This window comes from Allochromatium warmingii (assembly GCF_900107145.1).
Taxonomy (GTDB): domain Bacteria; phylum Pseudomonadota; class Gammaproteobacteria; order Chromatiales; family Chromatiaceae; genus Thermochromatium; species Thermochromatium warmingii.
Map to the genome: position 1 here is coordinate 49,874 of NZ_FNOW01000007.1, position 19,155 is coordinate 69,028.

General features: G+C 59.1%; 17 protein-coding genes. 5 read left to right on the top strand and 12 right to left on the bottom strand.

The window, feature by feature from the left end; genetic code table 11:
* Positions 1-3 precede the first annotated feature (3 nt).
* Positions 4-1,407 (top strand): ribosome biogenesis GTPase Der, encoded by a 1,404-nt coding sequence (der, locus tag BLW10_RS03470; RefSeq protein WP_091332404.1) that lies wholly within the window; start codon positions 4-6, stop codon positions 1,405-1,407.
* 39 nt (positions 1,408-1,446) lie between these two features.
* On the opposite strand, the gene BLW10_RS03475 is transcribed toward der, so the two are convergent.
* The 3 genes from BLW10_RS03475 to BLW10_RS03485 all read right to left on the bottom strand — a co-directional run bounded on the left by BLW10_RS03475 (position 1,447) and on the right by BLW10_RS03485 (position 4,905).
* A complete protein-coding gene (locus BLW10_RS03475; protein WP_245709068.1) occupies positions 1,447-2,658 on the bottom strand; it encodes an O-succinylhomoserine sulfhydrylase in 1,212 nt (403 codons plus the stop codon).
* Positions 2,636-4,150: an amidophosphoribosyltransferase gene (purF, locus tag BLW10_RS03480; protein WP_091332406.1), complete on the bottom strand. Its 1,515-nt coding sequence runs from the start codon at positions 4,148-4,150 to the stop codon at positions 2,636-2,638. Before purF ends, BLW10_RS03475 begins: the two co-directional genes overlap by 23 nt.
* A 137-nt stretch (positions 4,151-4,287) precedes the next feature.
* Entirely contained in the window at positions 4,288-4,905 is a 618-nt protein-coding gene (locus BLW10_RS03485) for a TetR/AcrR family transcriptional regulator (RefSeq protein WP_091332407.1), read from the bottom strand.
* A 126-nt stretch (positions 4,906-5,031) separates the two neighbouring features.
* On the opposite strand from BLW10_RS03485, the gene BLW10_RS03490 reads away from it, so the two are divergent.
* Both BLW10_RS03490 and BLW10_RS03495 read left to right on the top strand, forming a co-directional pair.
* Positions 5,032-6,210 carry an efflux RND transporter periplasmic adaptor subunit gene (locus tag BLW10_RS03490; RefSeq protein ID WP_091332408.1) on the top strand — a complete coding sequence of 393 codons (1,179 nt, stop codon included), beginning with the start codon at positions 5,032-5,034 and terminating at the stop codon, positions 6,208-6,210.
* Positions 6,211-6,254: 44 nt separating this feature from the next.
* Positions 6,255-6,857 (top strand): hypothetical protein, encoded by a 603-nt coding sequence (locus BLW10_RS03495; protein WP_091332409.1) that lies wholly within the window; start codon positions 6,255-6,257, stop codon positions 6,855-6,857.
* Positions 6,858-7,045: 188 nt separating this feature from the next.
* Here BLW10_RS03495 and BLW10_RS03500 read toward each other — a convergent pair whose 3' ends face one another.
* On the bottom strand, positions 7,046-7,243 hold the full coding sequence (locus tag BLW10_RS03500) for an Alvin_2107 family globule sulfur oxidation protein (protein ID WP_091332410.1): 198 nt from the start codon (positions 7,241-7,243) through the stop codon (positions 7,046-7,048).
* A gap of 251 nt (positions 7,244-7,494) precedes the next feature.
* Between BLW10_RS03500 and BLW10_RS03505 the strand changes: the two genes are divergently transcribed.
* Positions 7,495-9,003: a M48 family metalloprotease gene (locus tag BLW10_RS03505; protein ID WP_091332411.1), complete on the top strand. Its 1,509-nt coding sequence runs from the start codon at positions 7,495-7,497 to the stop codon at positions 9,001-9,003.
* A gap of 117 nt (positions 9,004-9,120) precedes the next feature.
* Here the strand turns inward: BLW10_RS03505 and BLW10_RS03510 are convergent, their stop codons facing one another.
* Positions 9,121-9,786 (bottom strand): protein-L-isoaspartate O-methyltransferase family protein, encoded by a 666-nt coding sequence (locus tag BLW10_RS03510; RefSeq protein ID WP_091332449.1) that lies wholly within the window; start codon positions 9,784-9,786, stop codon positions 9,121-9,123.
* 72 nt (positions 9,787-9,858) lie between these two features.
* Entirely contained in the window at positions 9,859-9,987 is a 129-nt protein-coding gene (locus BLW10_RS14390) for a hypothetical protein (RefSeq protein WP_281241124.1), read from the bottom strand.
* Between the two features lie 182 nt (positions 9,988-10,169).
* Between BLW10_RS14390 and BLW10_RS03515 the strand changes: the two genes are divergently transcribed.
* Positions 10,170-11,093 carry a hypothetical protein gene (locus BLW10_RS03515; RefSeq protein ID WP_091332450.1) on the top strand — a complete coding sequence of 308 codons (924 nt, stop codon included), beginning with the start codon at positions 10,170-10,172 and terminating at the stop codon, positions 11,091-11,093.
* A gap of 28 nt (positions 11,094-11,121) precedes the next feature.
* On the opposite strand, the gene BLW10_RS03520 is transcribed toward BLW10_RS03515, so the two are convergent.
* From BLW10_RS03520 to BLW10_RS03545, 6 genes are all read right to left on the bottom strand, one after another.
* Positions 11,122-12,327 (bottom strand): TraB/GumN family protein, encoded by a 1,206-nt coding sequence (locus BLW10_RS03520; RefSeq protein ID WP_091332412.1) that lies wholly within the window; start codon positions 12,325-12,327, stop codon positions 11,122-11,124.
* A gap of 112 nt (positions 12,328-12,439) precedes the next feature.
* On the bottom strand, positions 12,440-13,294 hold the full coding sequence (gene modD, locus BLW10_RS03525; RefSeq protein WP_091332413.1) for a ModD protein: 855 nt from the start codon (positions 13,292-13,294) through the stop codon (positions 12,440-12,442).
* A gap of 173 nt (positions 13,295-13,467) precedes the next feature.
* Positions 13,468-13,950 (bottom strand): DUF2939 domain-containing protein, encoded by a 483-nt coding sequence (locus BLW10_RS03530; RefSeq protein WP_091332414.1) that lies wholly within the window; start codon positions 13,948-13,950, stop codon positions 13,468-13,470.
* A gap of 85 nt (positions 13,951-14,035) precedes the next feature.
* Positions 14,036-16,219 (bottom strand): FAD-dependent oxidoreductase, encoded by a 2,184-nt coding sequence (locus tag BLW10_RS03535; protein WP_091332415.1) that lies wholly within the window; start codon positions 16,217-16,219, stop codon positions 14,036-14,038.
* Entirely contained in the window at positions 16,216-16,746 is a 531-nt protein-coding gene (locus BLW10_RS03540) for a 4Fe-4S dicluster domain-containing protein (RefSeq protein WP_091332416.1), read from the bottom strand. The genes BLW10_RS03535 and BLW10_RS03540 overlap by 4 nt, the downstream gene beginning before the upstream one ends.
* Complete coding sequence (locus BLW10_RS03545) at positions 16,743-18,896, bottom strand: molybdopterin-containing oxidoreductase family protein (protein WP_091332417.1); 2,154 nt, start codon at positions 18,894-18,896, stop codon at positions 16,743-16,745. The genes BLW10_RS03540 and BLW10_RS03545 overlap by 4 nt, the downstream gene beginning before the upstream one ends.
* Positions 18,897-19,155 lie beyond the last annotated feature (259 nt).

Below are 19,155 nucleotides of genomic sequence, written 5' to 3' on the forward strand. Positions count from 1 at the left end.
TGTATGTTGCCCGTCATCACTCTGATCGGCCGTCCCAATGTCGGCAAATCGACGCTGTTTAATCGCCTCACGCGCACCCGCGATGCGCTGGTTGCGGACTTTCCGGGCCTGACCCGCGACCGTCAATACGGTATCGGGCGCATCGGGCCGCGTCCCTACATCATCGTCGATACCGGCGGCATCGGCACCGCCGCTGAGGGCGTTGAAGCCCTGATGGAACGCCAAGTGCAACGCGCCATTGCCGAGGCCGATCATCTGCTGTTTTTGGTCGATACCCGCGACGGCTGCACACCGGACGATCTCGACATCGCGCAGCGTCTGCGCCGTCTCGGCAAGCCGATCACGCTGGTTGTCAACAAAAGCGATACGACTGATCCGACGCTGGCTGTGACGGACTTTCATCAGCTCGGATTAGGTGAACCTTGGGCGGCTTCGGCGACGCAAGGGCTAGGCGTGCGCCCGCTGATCGAGCAGGTATTTGCGCAGTTGCCCGAAGCTGAGGACAGCGATGCACCGGACAGCGACGACGGGCGGATCAAGGTCGCGGTGGTTGGGCGGCCCAATGCCGGCAAATCAACGCTCATCAATCGGCTGCTCGGTGAAGAACGGGTCGTGACCTTCGACAGTCCGGGCACCACCCGCGATAGCATTTTTATTCCGTTCGAGCGCCCGGGCCACGCGCAGCGTTACACCCTGATTGATACCGCTGGATTGCGGCGGCGCTCGCGGGTCAATGACCCCATCGAAAAATTCAGCGTCATCAAAACCCTGCAAGCGATTGAAGCGGCCAATGTCATCATTTTGGTGATTGACGCACACGAGGGCATCGGCGAGCAGGATGCGACGCTGGCCGGACACATTATCGACAGCGGGCGGGCGCTGGTGGTGGCGATTAACAAATGGGATGGTCTCGACCCCGATGCGCGGAATCGCGTGCGCGATCAATTTATGCGCAAGCTGGCGTTTCTCGATTTTGCCAAGCTGCACCGCGTCTCGGCGCTCTATGGCAGTGGTGTTGGGCATCTGCTCGATGATGTCGATTTGGCCTATGCCAATGCGACCCGCGATCTATCGACACCGGAATTGACACGCCTGCTGGAAGCGGCGGTGATCGAACATCAGCCACCACTGGTGCATGGGCGACGCATCAAACTGCGCTACGCCCATCAGGGCGGACGCAATCCGCCGATCATTGTGATTCACGGCAATCAAACGGATGTGGTGCCCGAAACCTATAAACGCTATTTAATCAATCGCTTCCGCAAAGAACTCGACTTGCTGGGCACGCCGCTCCGCTTGGAATTCAAAAGCGGTACCAATCCCTATCAGGGCAAGCGCAATATTCTCACGGCGCGGCAGATTGCCAAAAAGCAGCGGTTGAAGAAATTTACCCAGCGGAAATCGTGAGGTTGTGAGCGGCCGGTCGCTGCAAGCTGGCCGCTCTAACTAACCCAATCCCCGCGCTAAATCCGCCTGAATATCTGCTGGCGCTTCCAAACCGACCGCGACCCGAATCAACCCCTCGCTGATCCCCACCGCATCGCGTTGCTCAGGTGTCAAACGCCCGTGCGTTGTCGTGGCCGGATGGGTGATCGTCGTCTTGACATCGCCCAGATTGGCCGTGATCGACAGCAGCCGCGTCGCGTCAATCACCCGCCACGCTGCCGCCCGTCCGCCACGCACCCGAAACGCGACAATCGCACCACCCGTGCGCTGTTGCGTGCCGACAAGCTGATGCTGCGGATGGTCAGCCAATCCCGGGTAATACACCTGCTCAACCGCCGGTTGCTGAGTCAGCCAGATTGCCAAATCCGCCGCCGCCCGCGACTGCGCGAGCAACCGCAGTTCGAGCGTTTCCAGCCCCTTGAGAAACACCCACGCATTAAACGGACTGAGCGTCGGCCCGGTCGTGCGCAACACGCCGTAGACTTCCTCGCCGACCAGCTTGCGATCACCGACCACCGCCCCGCCGACACAGCGCCCCTGACCATCGAGATATTTAGTCGCCGAATGCACCACAATATCCGCGCCCAATGCAAGCGGACGTTGCAGCGCCGGCGTGCAAAAGCAATTATCAACCACCAATCGCGCATCATAGCGGTGCGCGATTGCTGCCAACGCCTGTAAATCAACCATTTCGGTGAGCGGATTAGAGGGCGTTTCGCAAAACAATAAACGGATGCGACGCTCGGTGTCGCGTTCCAATGCGGCTTCCCACGCCATTAAATCACTCAGCGGCACATAGTCGGTTTCGATCCCACAGCGCGTCAGATATTTATCAAACAGCATGGTCGTGCTGCCGAATAAACTGCGGGCAGCTAGTATCCGATCACCGCTTTTGAGTAATCCAAGACAGACCGCTAAAATCGCTGACATGCCGGATGCGGTTGCAACGCAGGATTCACCGCCTTCTAATACCGCAAGCCGTTCTTCAAATGCCCGCACCGTCGGATTAGTAAAGCGCGAATAAATATTACCCGCCTGTTCACCAGAAAATCGCGCCGCTGCTTCGGCGGCGCTGGAAAAGACAAAGCTTGAGGTGGCAAAAATTGGTTCGCTATGCTCGCCTTCCGCCGTGCGCTGATGGCCGGTGCGAATCGCACGGGTCGCAAAACCGAGCGCCTCGGCCTCGGAATCAATTGGAGTTGTGGAGATCAAGGGTGCTCTCGCTCTGGGCAGTGCGCTGCTCTTTCGCCCCATCATTGCGGCGATTTTCGAGCGCTTGGAGATAATCGGGCGTCACATCACCCGTGACATACTGACCATCAAACACCGAGGTATCAAATCGATCAACATAGGATTTGCCTTTTTTCTGTACCGCTTCAATTAAATCAGCTAAATCCTGAAAGATTAACCCATCAGTGCCGAGTTCGCGGGCGACTTCTTCTTCGGTGCGACCGTGAGCAATCAATTCGCTGGCCGCTGGCATATCAATACCATAAACATTCGGAAATCGCACTGGCGGGGCCGCTGAAGCAAAATAGACGCGCTTGGCTCCTGCATCGCGGGCCATTTGAATAATTTGCTGTGAAGTTGTGCCGCGCACAATCGAATCATCGACTAACAGCACATTCTTTTTGCGAAATTCTAAATCAATCGCATTGAGTTTTTGACGCACCGATTTTTTCCGAACTTTTTGTCCGGGCATAATAAAGGTGCGACCGATATAGCGATTTTTAATAAACCCCTCGGCATAATGTACGCCAAGCTGATTCGCTAATTGCAAGGCAGCGGTGCGGCTGGTATCGGGAATCGGAATCACAACATCAATATCATGATCTGACCATTCGCGTTTGATTTTTGCTGCCAGCTTTTTTCCCATTCGAGAACGCGCTTTATGTACTGAAATATTATCAATAATTGAATCAGGGCGTGCAAAATAGACAAATTCAAAAATACAGGGCGACAGCAATGCGTTCGTGGCACATTGGCGCGTATGTAATTGACCATCGACGGTAATCAATACGGTTTCGCCCGGTGCGACATCAGCGATCAATTCAAACCCACTGGTATCGAGCGCGACGCTTTCGGAAGCGATCATATATTCGCAGCCTTCATGCGTTTCGCGCCGACCATATACCAATGGGCGAATACCAAACGGATCGCGGAAGCCGAATAAACCAAAGCCCGGAATCATCGCAACAGCGGCATAGCCACCACGACAGCGCCGATGCACACCAGCGACAGCGCGAAAAATATCCTGCTCATCAATCCGCAAGCGGCCTTGTACCTGTAATTCATGCGCGAGAATATTGAGCAGAATTTCTGAATCAGATTCGGTATTCAGATGGCGCAAATCTTCAACAATTAGATCGCGCTTCAGTTCGCCAGCATTGGTCAAATTGCCATTGTGCGCGAGCACAATGCCATGCGGTGAATTGACATAAAACGGCTGGGCCTCGGCCGAACTCGACGCGCCAGCGGTCGGATAGCGCACATGGCCGACACCCATCGCGCCGCGCAATCGCTGCATGTGCTTGTTTTGAAAAACATCGCGCGCCAGCCCGTTGTCTTTGCGCAGATGCAGTTTGCCGCCTTCGCAGGTGACAATGCCGGCGGCATCCTGACCGCGATGTTGCAGGACGAGCAGCGCGTCATACAGGGATTGATTGACCGGCGTTTGGCCAACGATGCCAACGATTCCACACATGAAAGAGCCTCGACCACACCGCGACGGGGTGGCGCAAGTGATTAGTAACAGTGCAGAATAACCGAAGCGTACCTATAGCATCAAGCTATCCGTATCAAGACGGCTGTATGCGCAGGCGAATGCTGTGATTTCAAGATTTAAAGTCGGGCAATTAATAGCTGCAAAGCCGTGCGCAGCAGCGGTAATAAAACTTCGCGGTCAATAGTCGGATGATTAACAATCCGCACCGCGAGTCCATCAAACAGCGCCATCAATAGCTCAGTCATCGCGGCGGTTTGCGCACGCTCAGGCGCGGGATGCTGTGCATCTTGAACGCTCCGCAAAACGCCGATTAGACGTTCGCGTTTAATTCGATCTGCTGCTTGCACACTCGCGGCAACACGCGGATTACGGGCCGCTTCCGCTAAAATTTCTAATTCCAGCGCGGCATTATCGAGATCGGTTTTTTCATAGAATCCGACATCGACGCGATCAATCAGTGCCTGAAAAATATCTTCAGCTTTTTCAAATTGCTGAACTAACTCTAATGAGCGTTCGAGCTTGCGCTCGATTAACGCGGTGATGATCGCTTCTTTATTCGCAAAAAAGTGATAAATATGGCCCGGACTCATGCCGGTTGCGTGCGAAAGCGCGGCAATACTGGTGCCATGAAAACCCGTCCGCGCAAAGCAGATCGCCGCTGCGTCGAGAATCTGCCGCCGCCGCGCTTGACTGCGTGACGGTTCGGGTTCTGCGGCTGGGCTGGGCTGGGGCATAGTCGGGGAGGCCTCGGTTGCGCTTGACGCGATAGTTAGGAGTGACTAGCTTGAGCGTCTAGTATAGAATGATTGTTCTAGCAAACCTAGTTCCCCTGTTATCTAGTTCCCGATTTTGAGGTTGCGATGGATTCCGTACTTGGTTGGTCACGCATGGTGATTGGAGTGGGCGTACTCATCGCCGCCCTCAGTTTGTTGGGCTGTGAGCGAGCGGCCCCGCCAGCGGGTGGGCCGAGCGGCCACACAGGGCCAGCGCCGGAAGTCGGGATTATCACGGTGCAGGCGCGGGCGGCGGCGCTGATGACCGAACTGCCCGGACGCACGACCTCATATCGGGTCGCCGAGGTGCGGCCGCAGGTCGGCGGGATTATTCAGCAGCGGCTGTTTAAAGAAGGGGCGCTGATTCACGCCGGACAGATGCTCTATCAGATCGATCCGGCGGTCTATCAGGCGACCTATGATAGTGCGCAGGCGGCGCTGAATCGCTCGCGTGCGACCTTCGAGCGGGCGCAATTGAAGGCTGAACGCTACGCCAATCTAGTCAAGGTGAAGGCGGTCAGTCAGGAAGATTTCGATGATGCTGAAGCGGCGCTCAAAGAAGCCGCAGCCAGTGTCGCCGTCGATGAAGCGGAATTAGCGCGGACGCGGATTGATCTGGATTACACGCGGGTGATGGCCCCGATTGATGGGCGCATCGGGCGCTCGGTGGTCACGCAAGGTGCGCTGGTCACGGCCAATCAGGAACTGGCGCTGGCGACGATTCAGCAATTGGATCCGATTTACGTCGATCTGACGCAATCGAGTGCGCAACTGTTACGTTTACAGCGGGCGCTGGAAGATGGGCGGCTTCAGCGTCCGGCAGATACGCTGCCGCGTGTGACGCTGGTGTTAGAAGATGGCAGTGATTATCCGCTCGCGGGACGACTGGAATTTTCCGAGGTGAGCGTCGATCCGGGCACAGGGGCCGTCACCTTGCGGGCCATTATTCCGAATCCCAATCAGGTGCTTCTGCCCGGCATGTTCGTGCGGGCACGGGTCGAAGAAGGTACACGCCCAGCGGCGATTTTGGTGCCACAGCGCGGCGTGCAGCGTGATCGGCGTGGTCAACCCTATGCGCTGGTGTTGAATGCGGACGGGGTGGTTGAACAGCGGATGTTGCAGATAGATCGTGCGCTCGGGAGCGATTGGTTAATCAACGATGGCTTGACGGGCGGTGAGCGGTTGATTATCGACGGCTTGCAGAAGGTGCGGCCGGGCGGTCAGGCCAAGCCGGTGGTGCTGGATGCGCCCTCGGATGGTGCTTGAAAACCGCGCAACGCGCTCGCGTTTTCACAGTTGGAGAGTCCCACATGGCGCTTGCTCAAGAAGATATCGCCTTTATTAAACAACATCTTGGCGAATGGCTGGCCGAACAGAGCCTCGGTCGGCCGCCGGTTGTTTACGAAATCGAACTGCGTGAACGGATGGTGCGTGTTGAAGAGGAACTCAAACACCAGCGCGACCTGATGCGCGAAGGTTTTGAGCGCATGGACGAACGCTTTGCCGCGTTGCGGATCGACATGGACGCACGTTTTGCGGCGCAACGCAGTGAAATGGATAAACGCTTTGAGCAATCGGAGCGACAATTCGCGGCGCTGCGCGAGGATATAGATAAACGCTTCGAGCAAACTGATCGGCAATTCACGGCGCTGCGCGTGGAGATGGATAAACGCTTCGAGCAGGTCGATAAACGCTTCGAGCAAGCTGATCGACAATTCGCGGCACTGCGCGAGGATATAGACAAACGCTTTGAACAGGTGGAAAAGCGTTTCGAGCAGGTTGATAAACGCTTTGAAAAAGTCGATAAACGTTTTGATGAAATGCTCAAGCGTCACGATCAACAGTTTATGTGGCTGATCGGATTTATCGCCACGATGACGATGTTGGTTATTGCGGCACTGCGCTATTTATAACTGCGCTAGAGAGAAGATGCGCACCGCCCAAACAGCGATTCGAGCGGTGTGTTGCAATCGAAATAGGTTAGGTTGTCCGTCCACGCTGGTGAGCGATTAAACGACGCGGTGTAAACTGGACGGGCAACCCAACTGCCATGCGGGATGCAGTCGCGTGCCGAGCGATGCGCCAGAGTCGGCTAGACCAATCAGGCCGTGACCCACTGCTCGAAATTGTCGGTGCTCTTCTCTTCGCCGTCGCTGTAACCGGCTTCATACGCCTCGGTCAGGCGCTGCTCTTCGCGCTTGGGGTTTTGCAGGAAACCACACTGCCACCCCTGGATGTACTCATCATCGACGCCCAACTGTTCCATCTTGGTCACGGCGTCGTAGTAGAACTGATTCATTTCCGGTCTCCGAGCAATGTCATGTGGTTGAGGGCTGAGTCGTTGCCGACTGCGCCAACTCGATATCGTTATGCAGACGGCTGATCTTAAGCTAGCCGCCCTGTCCTCTCTCGCTACATCGTTTGGACGGAACGCCGCCCGGGGACGGACGCGATCGCGGGGACGAGAAGAGGGTTAAGAATACAGCGTTTTTCTAATAGGCGACAAGTACGCTTGGACAGCGCGTACCTAACCGAAGATGGCATCTAATTATGTCTTGTGCGCAACGGCTCGCTCGCTTGAATCTGACTTGGGATCGCATCTGGCAGCGCACGGCGGTGCAACTGGCAAGCGGTCTGGTGCTGCTGACCAGTCTGTCACCGCTGCACGCGCAAACATATCGCTTGCCCGATCTGGGCAGTTCGGCTGAAACGCTGCTTTCAAGCGGCGCGGAGGTGCGTTTGGGGCAGGTGTTTATGCGGCGCGTGCGCGAGGCGCTGCCGGTGCTCGATGAGCCGTTGTTGACGGATTACATCGAGTCACTCGGTCAAACGCTGGTCAGCGCCGACCGCGCAGCGGCGGGACGCTTTACCTTTTTTGTGATCGATCAACCTGTCGTCAATGCGTTTGCGGGGCCGGGCGGTCATATCGGCGTCTATGCCGGGCTGATTCTCGCCGCTGAGACCGAAAGCGAACTCGCTGCCGTTATCGCCCACGAGATCGCCCATGTCACCCAGCGTCATCTGCTGCGCGGGCTGGAAGATCAAAGCAAAATCAGCGTGCCAGCGATGGCGCTGATGATCGCGGCAGCGATTCTCGGGGCGCAGGTTTCACCGGATGCTGGCGCAGCGGCGATGGTTGGGGTGCAAGCGGCGGCGCTGCAACGTCAAATTAACTTCACCCGCGAGAATGAACACGAAGCTGACCGCCTCGGCATCACGACGCTGGCTAAAGCCGGATTTGATCCCTATGCGATGGCGGGGTTTTTTGAGCGGTTATCGAAATCCAGTCGGATCGCGGCGTACAGCGCACCGGAGTTTTTGCGCACCCATCCAGTCAATAGCAATCGTATCGCTGAGGCACTCGGGCGGGCCGATGATTTTGGGGCACGGCAGCATCCCGATAGCCTAAGGTTTCATCTAGCGCGGGCGGCATTGCGGGAACGTAGCTATAAACGACCCGAACAAGCGGTCGCGCATTTCCGCGACACCCTGCGCGAAGGTCGCCACCGCAGTAGCATCGCTGAACACTATGGCTATGCGCTGGCGCTGACCCGCGCTGGTCAGCTTGAGGCGGCGCGGGCGGCGCTGACAACAGCGATGCAGGCGCATGTCAGTGTGCCGGAATTTGTCGTGCTCGAAGCGCGGCTCGATCACGCACAGGGGCAGAGCGAGCGGGCGGTGCAGCATCTCGCGCAAGCGGTCGGATTGTCGCCGAGTCATTGGCCGCTGCGCGTGGCCTATGCTGAGGCGCTATTGCACGCCGGACGACCGAAGCAGGCGATGGATGAATTAAGTGCCGTAGCGCGATTACGTCCCGGCAACCCGATGTTGTACGACAAGCTGGAGCAGGCGGCATTTCGCGCCGGTCAGCAGGCGGCAACGCATCGTTTTCGTGCAGAAAAACTGTATGCAGAAGGCGACCGCGAACCGGCGATCCGTCAGCTTGAAATCGCGCTCCGTCAACGCGACCTGCCGTATCACGAAGCGGCGCAGATTCAAGCGCGACTGGAAATGTGGCAAGCGGAAGAACGCGAGGCGAAACGGCGTGAACGCGAATAATCAGCCGTTTAGCTGACGGGCTTTTGGGAACCGCACAGGCGCAAAGAACGCTAAGAAATTGTTTAATTAACAATCAAAAAACGTTGGGGTCTTTGCGTGCTTTGCGGTTCAAATTATTTAAAACACAAAGCCAGCCGCTTCCGGCGCATTGCGCAGCGGCGGCACGGTAAATTCAAACAGCGATTCGCGCTGATAACTGTCACGTCCAGCGCGGGTGATGCGCACGCATTCCATCGCTGGCGCAGTGCCCAGAATGCAGAACAGCCGCCCGCCGATGTTGAGTTGCTCGCAAAGCTGTGGCAATGCGTCCTCAGTCGGCAGCGATCCTTTGACAGCAATCGCATCAAACGGCCCGCCGCTCACTGCGCCCGCCAGTCCATCGCCCTCGCGCACCTCAACCCAATCGCATTTGAGCGCCGCCAGCCGCGAGCGGGCCAGCTCGGCCTGCGCCGCGTCGAGTTCCAGACTTATCACTCGCGCTCCCAGTCGGCTCAAACACGCGGCAACATAGCCCGAACCGGTGCCGATTTCTAGCACGCGCTGCCCGGGTGCGACCGCTAATGCTTGCAACAGATGCCCGACTAGCTTGGGGGCCAGCATCAGCGAGCCGTTAGCGTTCGGGATCTCAAGATCGGCATAGGCCAGCGCCCGATAAGCGTCTGGAACGAATTGTTCGCGCTCCAACGCGCCCATCACCTCCAGCACGCGGTCATCGAGCACGCCCCAGGGGCGAATTTGCTGCTGAATCATGTTAAAACGGGCTAAATCGCTGCTGTTAGCCATGAACTCGATGTCCCCCATCTGCTGCCCCCGTCTGATAATGATTGAATGCCAAGTGTCGATTCAGCGCCGCGCTCAGTCGCGCTTCTCCGGCAACCGCACTAGCATCACAAAGCGCTGTTGTAACTGACGCGCCCAGTGCGGTTGCGGCCAATTCCAGCCGATCATCACGCCAATTACTACACCAATCAACAGTACTATCATGCTTGAATCCTCGTGGTTCAGGGCCGCGCCCGCCTCGCGCTGAAGTCCGATTATCCCATAATCGTCGATGCACCAAGCAGCGGTTGCGTGATTAAATACCCGTAGCCGACGCGCTCGGGCGCGGCTTCCTCACCCTCTTCCTTCATTTCTCTCCATGATTACGGACGTTGATGCGCCGCATGATGTATCAGTCCCCACTCAATGGCAGTAAACGCACAATCGATGGCGTCACGCGGGTCTATTATGACGGCTATTGGATCAAGTATTACGAACCACCGCCGGATAGCTTCGAGGTGCGCCGCCAGCTGATTCAGGCGCTCACGCGCCGCCTGTTCAACCATGTTGAACCCGGCATCAATATCCCCGGCTCGCGGCTGAAAGAAGCCCGCGAAGCCTATGAAGCCGAAACCGATACCGAACGCAAACGGGTCAATGGGGCCATGCTTGCCGGGGCGCTGTTTAATCGCGCCGCCGATATTTTTCATAGCCTTGTTGATTTGCAAACGGCCGGAGTCGAAATTTCGCCCGATCATGCGTTGATGCGTCAATGCGGGCGCTGTCTGATCGAGGCACTCGAATTGGGCAAGATGGTGCGTCATCGCGGTGGCGATGAGGGCATTGACGAACTCTGGGGCGAGCCGTTTAAAGCCTTTTCGATGCCGATTGATGCGTTTTATTCCAGTCGCTATCTCAAAATCGCCATGACGATGCACGATGTTGATCGCATCACCGGCGCGATGAAAGCGACCTTTGTCGGCAGTCGGCAGATCGTCGGCTTGGATGCACGGCTCGATGAACTTAATGTCACCGCCAAACGCAAATGCGAGATTCTGCGCACCGATCCGGCGGTGTTCGACATCTGGCCGAGCTATGTCGTCGCCAGTGACCGCGTGCGCAATCTTGAGCCGATCATGCCGGCACAGCATGATGCCGTCGATGTGCGCGAAGCGGTCGAGGGGTCGCGGCTGCTCCACGATGGCACGGATTTAATCGGTTTTATCGTGCGGGCGCGGGTGCCAATGCCCAAAAGCACCCGCGAATATATTGATCGCTGCCAGCAATTCCGCCGCGCCTATATCGAATCGTATTTGAGCGTTCCGGCGTAACCGCCAGCGCCTGACCGACGCGGGCGCGTTAGGGGAGCTCGGCACCCAATAACTGCTTAATTAACTGCAAACTCGCAAAATAGGTGCCGAGACCTGCCCCCAGACTGCTCAACACGAACACCACGAGCACCCGTGAGACGCGATTGCGCCACCAGCCGCTCCAGGTCGCGACATCAGCACGTAGGCGGCTGAAATCACCGACACTCGGTTTGCGTAAATACAGTTCGACGGCACCGGTAATCATGCCCGCACCAATCGCCGGGTTGAGCGTCGTCAGCGGTGCCGCGAACAGTGCCGCGAGCACGGTGAGCGGATGTCCGGCGGCCAGCAGCGTGCCGAGCGCGGAGAGACCGCCGGTAATCAGCGCCCAACTGAGCAACAGGTCTAGCCCCAGCTCTGGACTGACGGCAAAGCCATAGGCAAAGCCAGCCAAAATCACCAGCAGCAGCGTCCAGGTCAACACCTGCGACCAGCGACTCGGCGGCGGCACCTGTTCGAGTTCCGTGAGCACCGCTGTTGGATCGCCGCGCTCGTGTTCCAGTGCTGCTGTGACCCCTTTGAGATGGCCAGCGCCCAGCACCACCAGCACGCGCTGTGCCCCGACGCGAGCGACCTCGCGCTTGAGCTTGGCGGCGATATAGCGGTCGCGCTCTTCGATCAAGGGGACATAGAGATCGCGCCGATCGGCTGCCAACTCAGCAAAGGCGGTTTCGAGCACATCGCCTTCTTTGAGGCGCTCGATTTCATCTTCCGTGACGGTTTCGGAACTGAGCATCGCCGACAGCAGTCCGGCAAATAGCCCAGCGCGTTTCCACCAACCGAGATTCGCCGCGATACGCTTGAGCGTGATACCGATTTCTCGATCAATCAGCAGCAGCGGCAGATTCTGTTCTTTCGTCAAGCGCAGCGCGACCCGTTGTTCCGCGCCGGGTTCGATGCCGAACTGATCGGCGAGCCGCTGCTGATAGGCGGCCAGCACCAAATTGGCTGCGACCATATAGACGCGGTTCTGACGGATGACCGAAAACAGATCCATCTGCGCCAGGGTGCGCGGATCCATCAGGGCATTGAAGCGACTGCGGCACAGCTCAACGGCCACGCCATCGTAATCACCCGATTGAATGAGTTTGTGTACCTGCTCGGCGCTGGCGCGTGAGATATGCGCCGTGCCAAGCAGCGTCAGTTCGACCCCATCGATCACGAGATCACGCCGAGGTTCTATCGCATCAACCATGCTGTATGCTTCGTGGAAGGTGACATCAAGGCTGGCATCCTAGCGCAAGTGGGGGGCGGATGGAGCACTGCTCGAACGGTTTGAAGACGCATTGCGCATTGTTGCGCATCACTCACACCACAAACCGCACCTGAACATCGCGTGGCGGCGCTTGATGTGGCGCACTGGTGACCAGCAAACGCGCACCGGCGCGGGCATAGTCCTCAGCATTGTGCGCATTGATCCCACCAGCGGCCCCGACTAACACGGCGGCAGCACGCGCCGTCACTGCGTCAACCACCTCAGCGACAGCAGCGGGCGGGAATTTTTCCAGTTGCAGCACATCCGCGCCCGCTTCAGCCCAGATAAGCGCCTCGGCGTGTGAATGGACTTCGACCACGATACGTTTTTCGGGTGCCTGACGGCGTAGCGTCGCAATCGCAACTGCGGGTGTGACCGTACCCAAGAATTGACGATGCTCGGCAAAGATCAAGATGGTTTCTGACAAGCCACAGCGGTGCATGACCGCGCCTCCAGCGCGAAATGCTTTGACCGCAAGCTGGCGCGTGCCGGGGACATTTTTGCGGGTTCCGGCAACCACAGCCTCGGGATGACCGCGCCGAGCGGCGGTCTGAATCGCCGCCGCACTGCTGGCGATGCCGGAGCACCATTCCACCAGCGTTTGTGCGCTTTTCCAGCCGCGATGTAGCGCAGCGGCTGACCCACGTGCCCGCAGTAACGGCGTGCCCGAGGGCGCATCGGCTCCCGAAGGCAGCAGAATCTCAGCCACTGCACCGCAGAGCGTCAGCAGGCGGGCGGCTTCTTCAATGCCACAGACGCGCATCGGATCGCGGGCCGCAAACTGAATCTCGCCACTGTGGGCGGCGATACCCAGTGTTTCTGTGGTTAAGTCACCAAAGGGGACATCTTCGGCAAGCAAATTGTGTAGAGCGTGGTCGCTGAGTGCGCACCCTTCAGCAGTGTACATGGTGTTGATTCCTGTGAGAATGCCTGAACTGAGCGCGGGTTAAGCAAGAACAAGGCCGGAGTGTTGCGGTCGAGCGCAGGGTGCGCTTGAAGCATGACGAAGCGGGCGCTTCGTCACGAGAAGATTTGGAATGACTGGCCTGAGCTGGCGGCTAATCGCTGGCCGCTGAAAGCTCAAATAATGTCAGTGATTTTCCACTGTGCGCCGATCCGCGACAGCCGAATATGGGTCGCGTTTTCGCCGAGTTGCCCCAGCCGGATCAAAAAGCGGTCGTGTGATTCAAAAAACGCAAACTCCACCGCGCCGATTAAATAGGGTGGACGCTGGCCGGTGACCTGACTAATGGCATCGCCGCTGGTCTCGCGCACCCAATCTAGCGTAATCGCCTGTTCGAGTGCCGAATCGCCCAGCCGCTCGACATTCTGGCGTAACCAGCCGCTGATGCTCTGCGGATTTTGATGCGCCGGCAGCATATTGCCGACGCCATTGGCTAAACGGCGTTTGTAATTGGCGCGAATGCTCGGCAGATCGACGAGCGTGGCCAGTTCGCTGGTATCTGGACGCACCAGCGCACCATCGAGCCGATAGAGACTGTAATACGGCCACAGTCCGTAGGTGATGAGCAGCAACAACAGGAAATAACCGATTAAGCGCATGACGTGTTACCCCTCTCAGTGCGGACTGTCTGTGGTGTTAGCACGGCGCGTTACGGGATGCCAAGCGCCGTGCTCTACCGCGATCCTACGCGACTTCAACCACTGCCGCTATATGCGCCCCAGTCAGCGGCCGATCCGCCAGCGCCCGCGCACAGTCTGGGCACAGTTCGCGCTCCAGTGACAGCGCCATGTGCGCCGGCAGTCGCGAACGGATGAAATCGCGCTGTGCCGCTGTCTGGGTCAGCACTCCGCAGTGACTGCATCGAAGCAACGGCTGCTCACGCACCACAGTACCGGTAATCACCGTGCGGCGCATTCCGTCCTGATCTTCGATGCGAATGGCTCCGGTCGGGCAGACTTGGGTACAGGCTCCACAGCCGATACAGAGCGATGCCGGACGCTCGAAATCGAGATAGACCAGCCGATCTGCGGTCGTGGTCGCCATCCGCAATGCTTCGACGCCCATCTCGCTACAGGCCGCCACGCACAGTCCACAGCCGATGCAAATATCACAGCGCAGACAGCGGCTGGCTTCGTCATGAGCCAGATGCTCAGTCAGGCCATTTTCGATCTGCGTATAGTTGCCGTCGCCCAGCACCGCGCTGATCGGTTTTTCGGGCATCTCGGCACGCGCCTGTTGAGCGCGTTTGCCCGCTGCCACCCGCAACGGCACCACCTCGGCGCGGCGCTGTGGCTGACCGCGACTGCTGTCGAGTTCCGCTTGCATCAACCACGCATCGATTGCCGCCGCCGCCAGCTTGCCGGAGCGGATCGCCTCGACCGCCGTGCGCGGCCCATGCTGGGCATCGCCACCGGCAAACACGCCCGGCACAGTCGTCATCAGGGTATCGGGATCGGTGACGATGAAGCCGCGCTGGGTTTCGACGTCACTGCCATCCAAAAACGCCATATCCGTGCCCTGACCGACGGCGAGAATCACCTGATTGGCCTCCAGTCGCAACAACCGCTCGGGATCGAAGCTCGGGGCAAAGCGCCCAAGTTCATCCTTAACCCGTGCGCAATATTGGAACACCGCCGCGCCCTCGGCCTCGATGCGCAACGGCCCCCAGCCCGGATATAACTGGACGTTATGCGCCAGCGCCGCCTTGATCTCGTGCGGACTGGCGGGCATCTCGTCGCGCTGTTCCAGCGACACCATCGCCACATCAGTCGCGCCCTGACGCAGGGCCGTGAGCGCCACATCTACCGCGACATTGCCGCCGCCGATAACCACGACCCGCGGCCCGACCCGCACCGGCTCGCCGCTGCGCACCTCGCGCAAAAAGTCGATACCGCCGAGCACCCAGGGCTGATCGCCGCCGTCAATCGGGATGAAGCGCGATTTCTGGGTGCCGACGGCGATGAATACTGCGTCATAGTGGGCGCGGAAGTCGGCGAGATGGTCGATCTTGACGCCGGTTTGAATCGAGATGCCCAGTGTGCGGATTTGATCGAGTTCGCGTTCGAGCAGCTCGGACGGCAGCCGATAGGCCGGAATGCCGTAGCGCAACATGCCGCCCGCGTGTTCCTGTGCTTCGAGAATCTCGACCTCATGCCCCTGAAGTCGCAGATAGTACGCCGCTGTCAGACCAGCGGGGCCAGAGCCGATAATGCCGATGCGCTGTCCGGTTGGCGCGGCCAGTTCGGGATGCGGATAGCCGCCTTCTTCCAAACACAGTTCCGCCGCTCGCGCTTTCATCGGACGGATAAACACCGAGCCATCATGGTCGGCCCGCATACAGGCCGATTCACAGGGCGCGGGGCAAACCAGACCGCACACCAGCGGTAGCGGATTGTCGCGCCGGATCACCGCAATCGCGGCGCGATGATCGCCGTGTCCTAGATAGGCCATAAAGCTGGGGATGTCGATATTGGCCGGACAGGTGCTGTGACAGGGCGCGGCGTTCAGGGTCAGACAGCGCCCCTCGGGGCAGGACTCGCGCCGGATATGTGCGTCCCACTGATCGCGGAAATCACGCAGCGCCCGGCCTAGCGTGTCGGCCACATCGAGACCATCGGCGGCCAGTTGCGGCACCAGCGCAGCCAGTGCGGTCAGATGTCCGGGGGTGGCGCGTCCGAGGGTGATTTCAGTGGTCAGCCGCAGCGCCCGCGCCAGCCGTCCGCGCACCGGAGCCGCCAGCCCTTCGCCCAGATCCCAGGTGCGATAGAGTGCTTGGCGCGTCAGCCGCACCACGCAGACATGTTCATTGACCGAAGCCAGCGGATCGGCAAGATTAGATTGAATCGTCGGTTGCATGGCGGTGCTCATCGGCGGTCTCCGTTGGTCTCGATGCAGGATTCAGCCATCAGCGCCCGCGCATAGCGGTCGCGGCGCGGATCGGGCGCGGCGTTGGCTTCTTCAAAGGACAGACAGCCGGTGACGCATTTGCTGACACAGGCCGGTTTCAGTCCAACATCGAGGCGATCTTTGCAGTAATCGCATTTAACGACCTTGCGCGTGACCGGATCCCATTGTGGCGTGCCCCAGGGACAGGCGGCGATGCAGCTTTTGCAGCCGATGCAGAGACTCGCTTCGACAAAGACGATGCCATCCTGAGCACGCTGCTGCATGGCTCCGGTCGGGCAGGCTTTGACGCACCACGCCTCTTCGCAGTGATAGCAGGGCATGAACACAAAGCGGATGCGCGGACGGCCATCAACCGCAATCGGGCCGATGGTGACGATCTTGCACGGCACTGGCCCGGGTTCGAGGGCTTTATTGGCCTTGCAATGCACCTCGCAGGCTTCGCAGCCGATGCAGTTGGCCTCGTCGTGACGCAGGATATAGCGACTCATGCCGCACCTCCGTTGGATGCGACCGGACGCACGCGCACCTGAGTTTCGGTCAGCGAGCAGCCGCCGCCGGCTGGATCGAAGTCATGGAGCTTGCCATGCTGCAAGCGTTGATCGGCCACGCCGAGGCCGTGAGCGCGGGTGGCCAGCGGCACTGTTGCGCCATAGCCGTGCAGCATGAACACGGCGTCGGGGTGAATCCAGGGCGTGACCTTTGCGGGCAATTGACCGCTGTAGCGGCCGCCGCCGGTGATCTCGACCAGTGCGCCGTCGGTGATGCCAAGTGCCTGAGCGCGGTCGGGATGCATCCAGAGTTCTTGTTTGGGCGCGATCTCGTTGAGCAGCGGATTGTTGAGCGATTGGCCATGGGTCAGGGTCGCGGCGCGTCCGAACAGCAGATAAAAGCTGTCGCCGGTCGGCGCGGGCTTGGACGCATAGGGCGGCAGACTCGGCAGTCCAGCTTGCGCCAGCAACGTGCTGTCAAACTCGATCTTGCCTGAGGGGGTGGGAAATTCGAGCGCATCGCGTTCCTGTAAACGTGGCGCATCGGCCAGCGCCATGACGCCCCGCGCCCGCAGTTCATCAACGCTCACGCCGACGCCGTCGAGCTGATAGTTCCACAGTTCTTCGATGTGCTCAAAATCGAGCGCCGCACCGCGCTCAACACGCCGCAAAATCTCGCGGAAAATCCACCACGCCGGACGGCTGTCGAAACGCGGCGCTACCGCTTGATCGCGCATGATGAGCGTTGGCACCGCGCCCTGTGTCAGCCCCAGAATGTTGGCGCGTTCCAGATAAGTCGATTCGGGCAGGATGACATCGGCATACCAAGCCGTTTCCGAATAGCGGACATCTATCGCTACAATCAGCTTGAGCCGGTCGAGCGCCCGTTGCAACGCCTCGGCGTCGGGCATCGCCGTCAGTGGATCGTGACGATAGATAAAATACGCGCCAATCGGATAGGGCTGGTCGGTCTCCAGCGCAGCGAATAGCCGATGCAGCACACCGATGGCCGGATCCCAGCTCGGATGCTCGGTTCCGGCCCCATCGACACGCGGTTCATCGACCTTCGGTGCGCGGTCGATCAGGCGCTTGAGGCTGGCGCGGCCATAAAATTCGGGTGATTTGCCAAGCAGACAGCCGCCGGGCATTTCGATATTGCCCATTAACACATTGAGAATGAGCGCGGTGCGGCTGACATGAAATGACTGGCTGTGACGCGCTACCATCCAGCCGGGATGGAAGATCACCTGTGGGGCGTCGGCGGCGATCTCGCGCACCAGCGCACGCACGTCGTCCGCTGGGATGCCGGTGTGGGTTTCTTGCCATTCGGGTGTCGTTTCAGCGACGGCGGCGCGGAGTGCGTCGAGTCCCGACACGTATCGCGCAACGAAGTCGTGATCGTACAGATCGTGTTTCAGAATCTCGTGAATCAGCGCCAGATTCAGGGCGTAGTCGCTGTTGGGCCGAATCTGCCAATAGCGCGTCGCTTTGCAGGCGGTCACGGTGGCACGCGGGTCGATATAGGTCACGCGCATCCCGTTGCTGACTGCCGACATAAAGGCTTTGGCTTCCTTGACCATCAGCGATTCGGCGATATTGCGCCCGTAGAGCACCAGATGCTTGGTGTTTTTAATATCCAGCACCAGCTTGGAATGCGGGAAGCCGAACAGCGACCGCGCCGCATTGTAGACATTGCTGGCGCAGGTGACATCGTGATTGAAATAGTTCGGTGAGCCGAGCGAGCGGATAAAGGTGCGCGTCAGGTCGGTGAACGGGCCGCCTCGGTCGGAAAGCGCCACGCCGCGTCCGCCACATTCGTTCAGTGTCTGTTGTAGGCGCTCGGCGATGTAGTCCAGCGCCTCGTCCCAAGACGCTGACCGCCACTGGCCGGCCCCGCGCTCGCCGCTGCGGATTAGCGGTGTTTGTGGGCGTTCGTCATCGTTCTGGAATGATTGGCCCGCGCCGCCTTTGGCGCACAGACTCGCGCCCAGCGCGGTGTCGTGTGGGTTGCCTTGAATCCAAGTAACGCGCCCGTCCTGCACCTGTACTTCAATCGGGCAGCGGACGGCGCACATGCCGCAGAGGCTGTAGACCGTGCGCGTGTCGGGAGCATCCGATCCGCGTCCGGCAGTTGCCAAATTTGCATTCATTATTGACTTTCAGCGAGCCAGACTCCGCGCTCAAATCAAGCGCGATGACCGAGATCAGCGCACAAGGCGTGCTCAGTCCGTCGGACTCGCGTCCTCCGTAGTTGTTGGTATTGAAGAAGAAAACGGCCGTGCGGGTCGCGGAGTAACGCGGGGCAACGGCGGCGGGAGAGTTGTGTATGCGGGAGATCGCTACAGCAAAATTATGGCGGGAGTTGGGGAAAAATGCCATCTTGAAGCGTTTGGCTTGACCAAGAGTCTT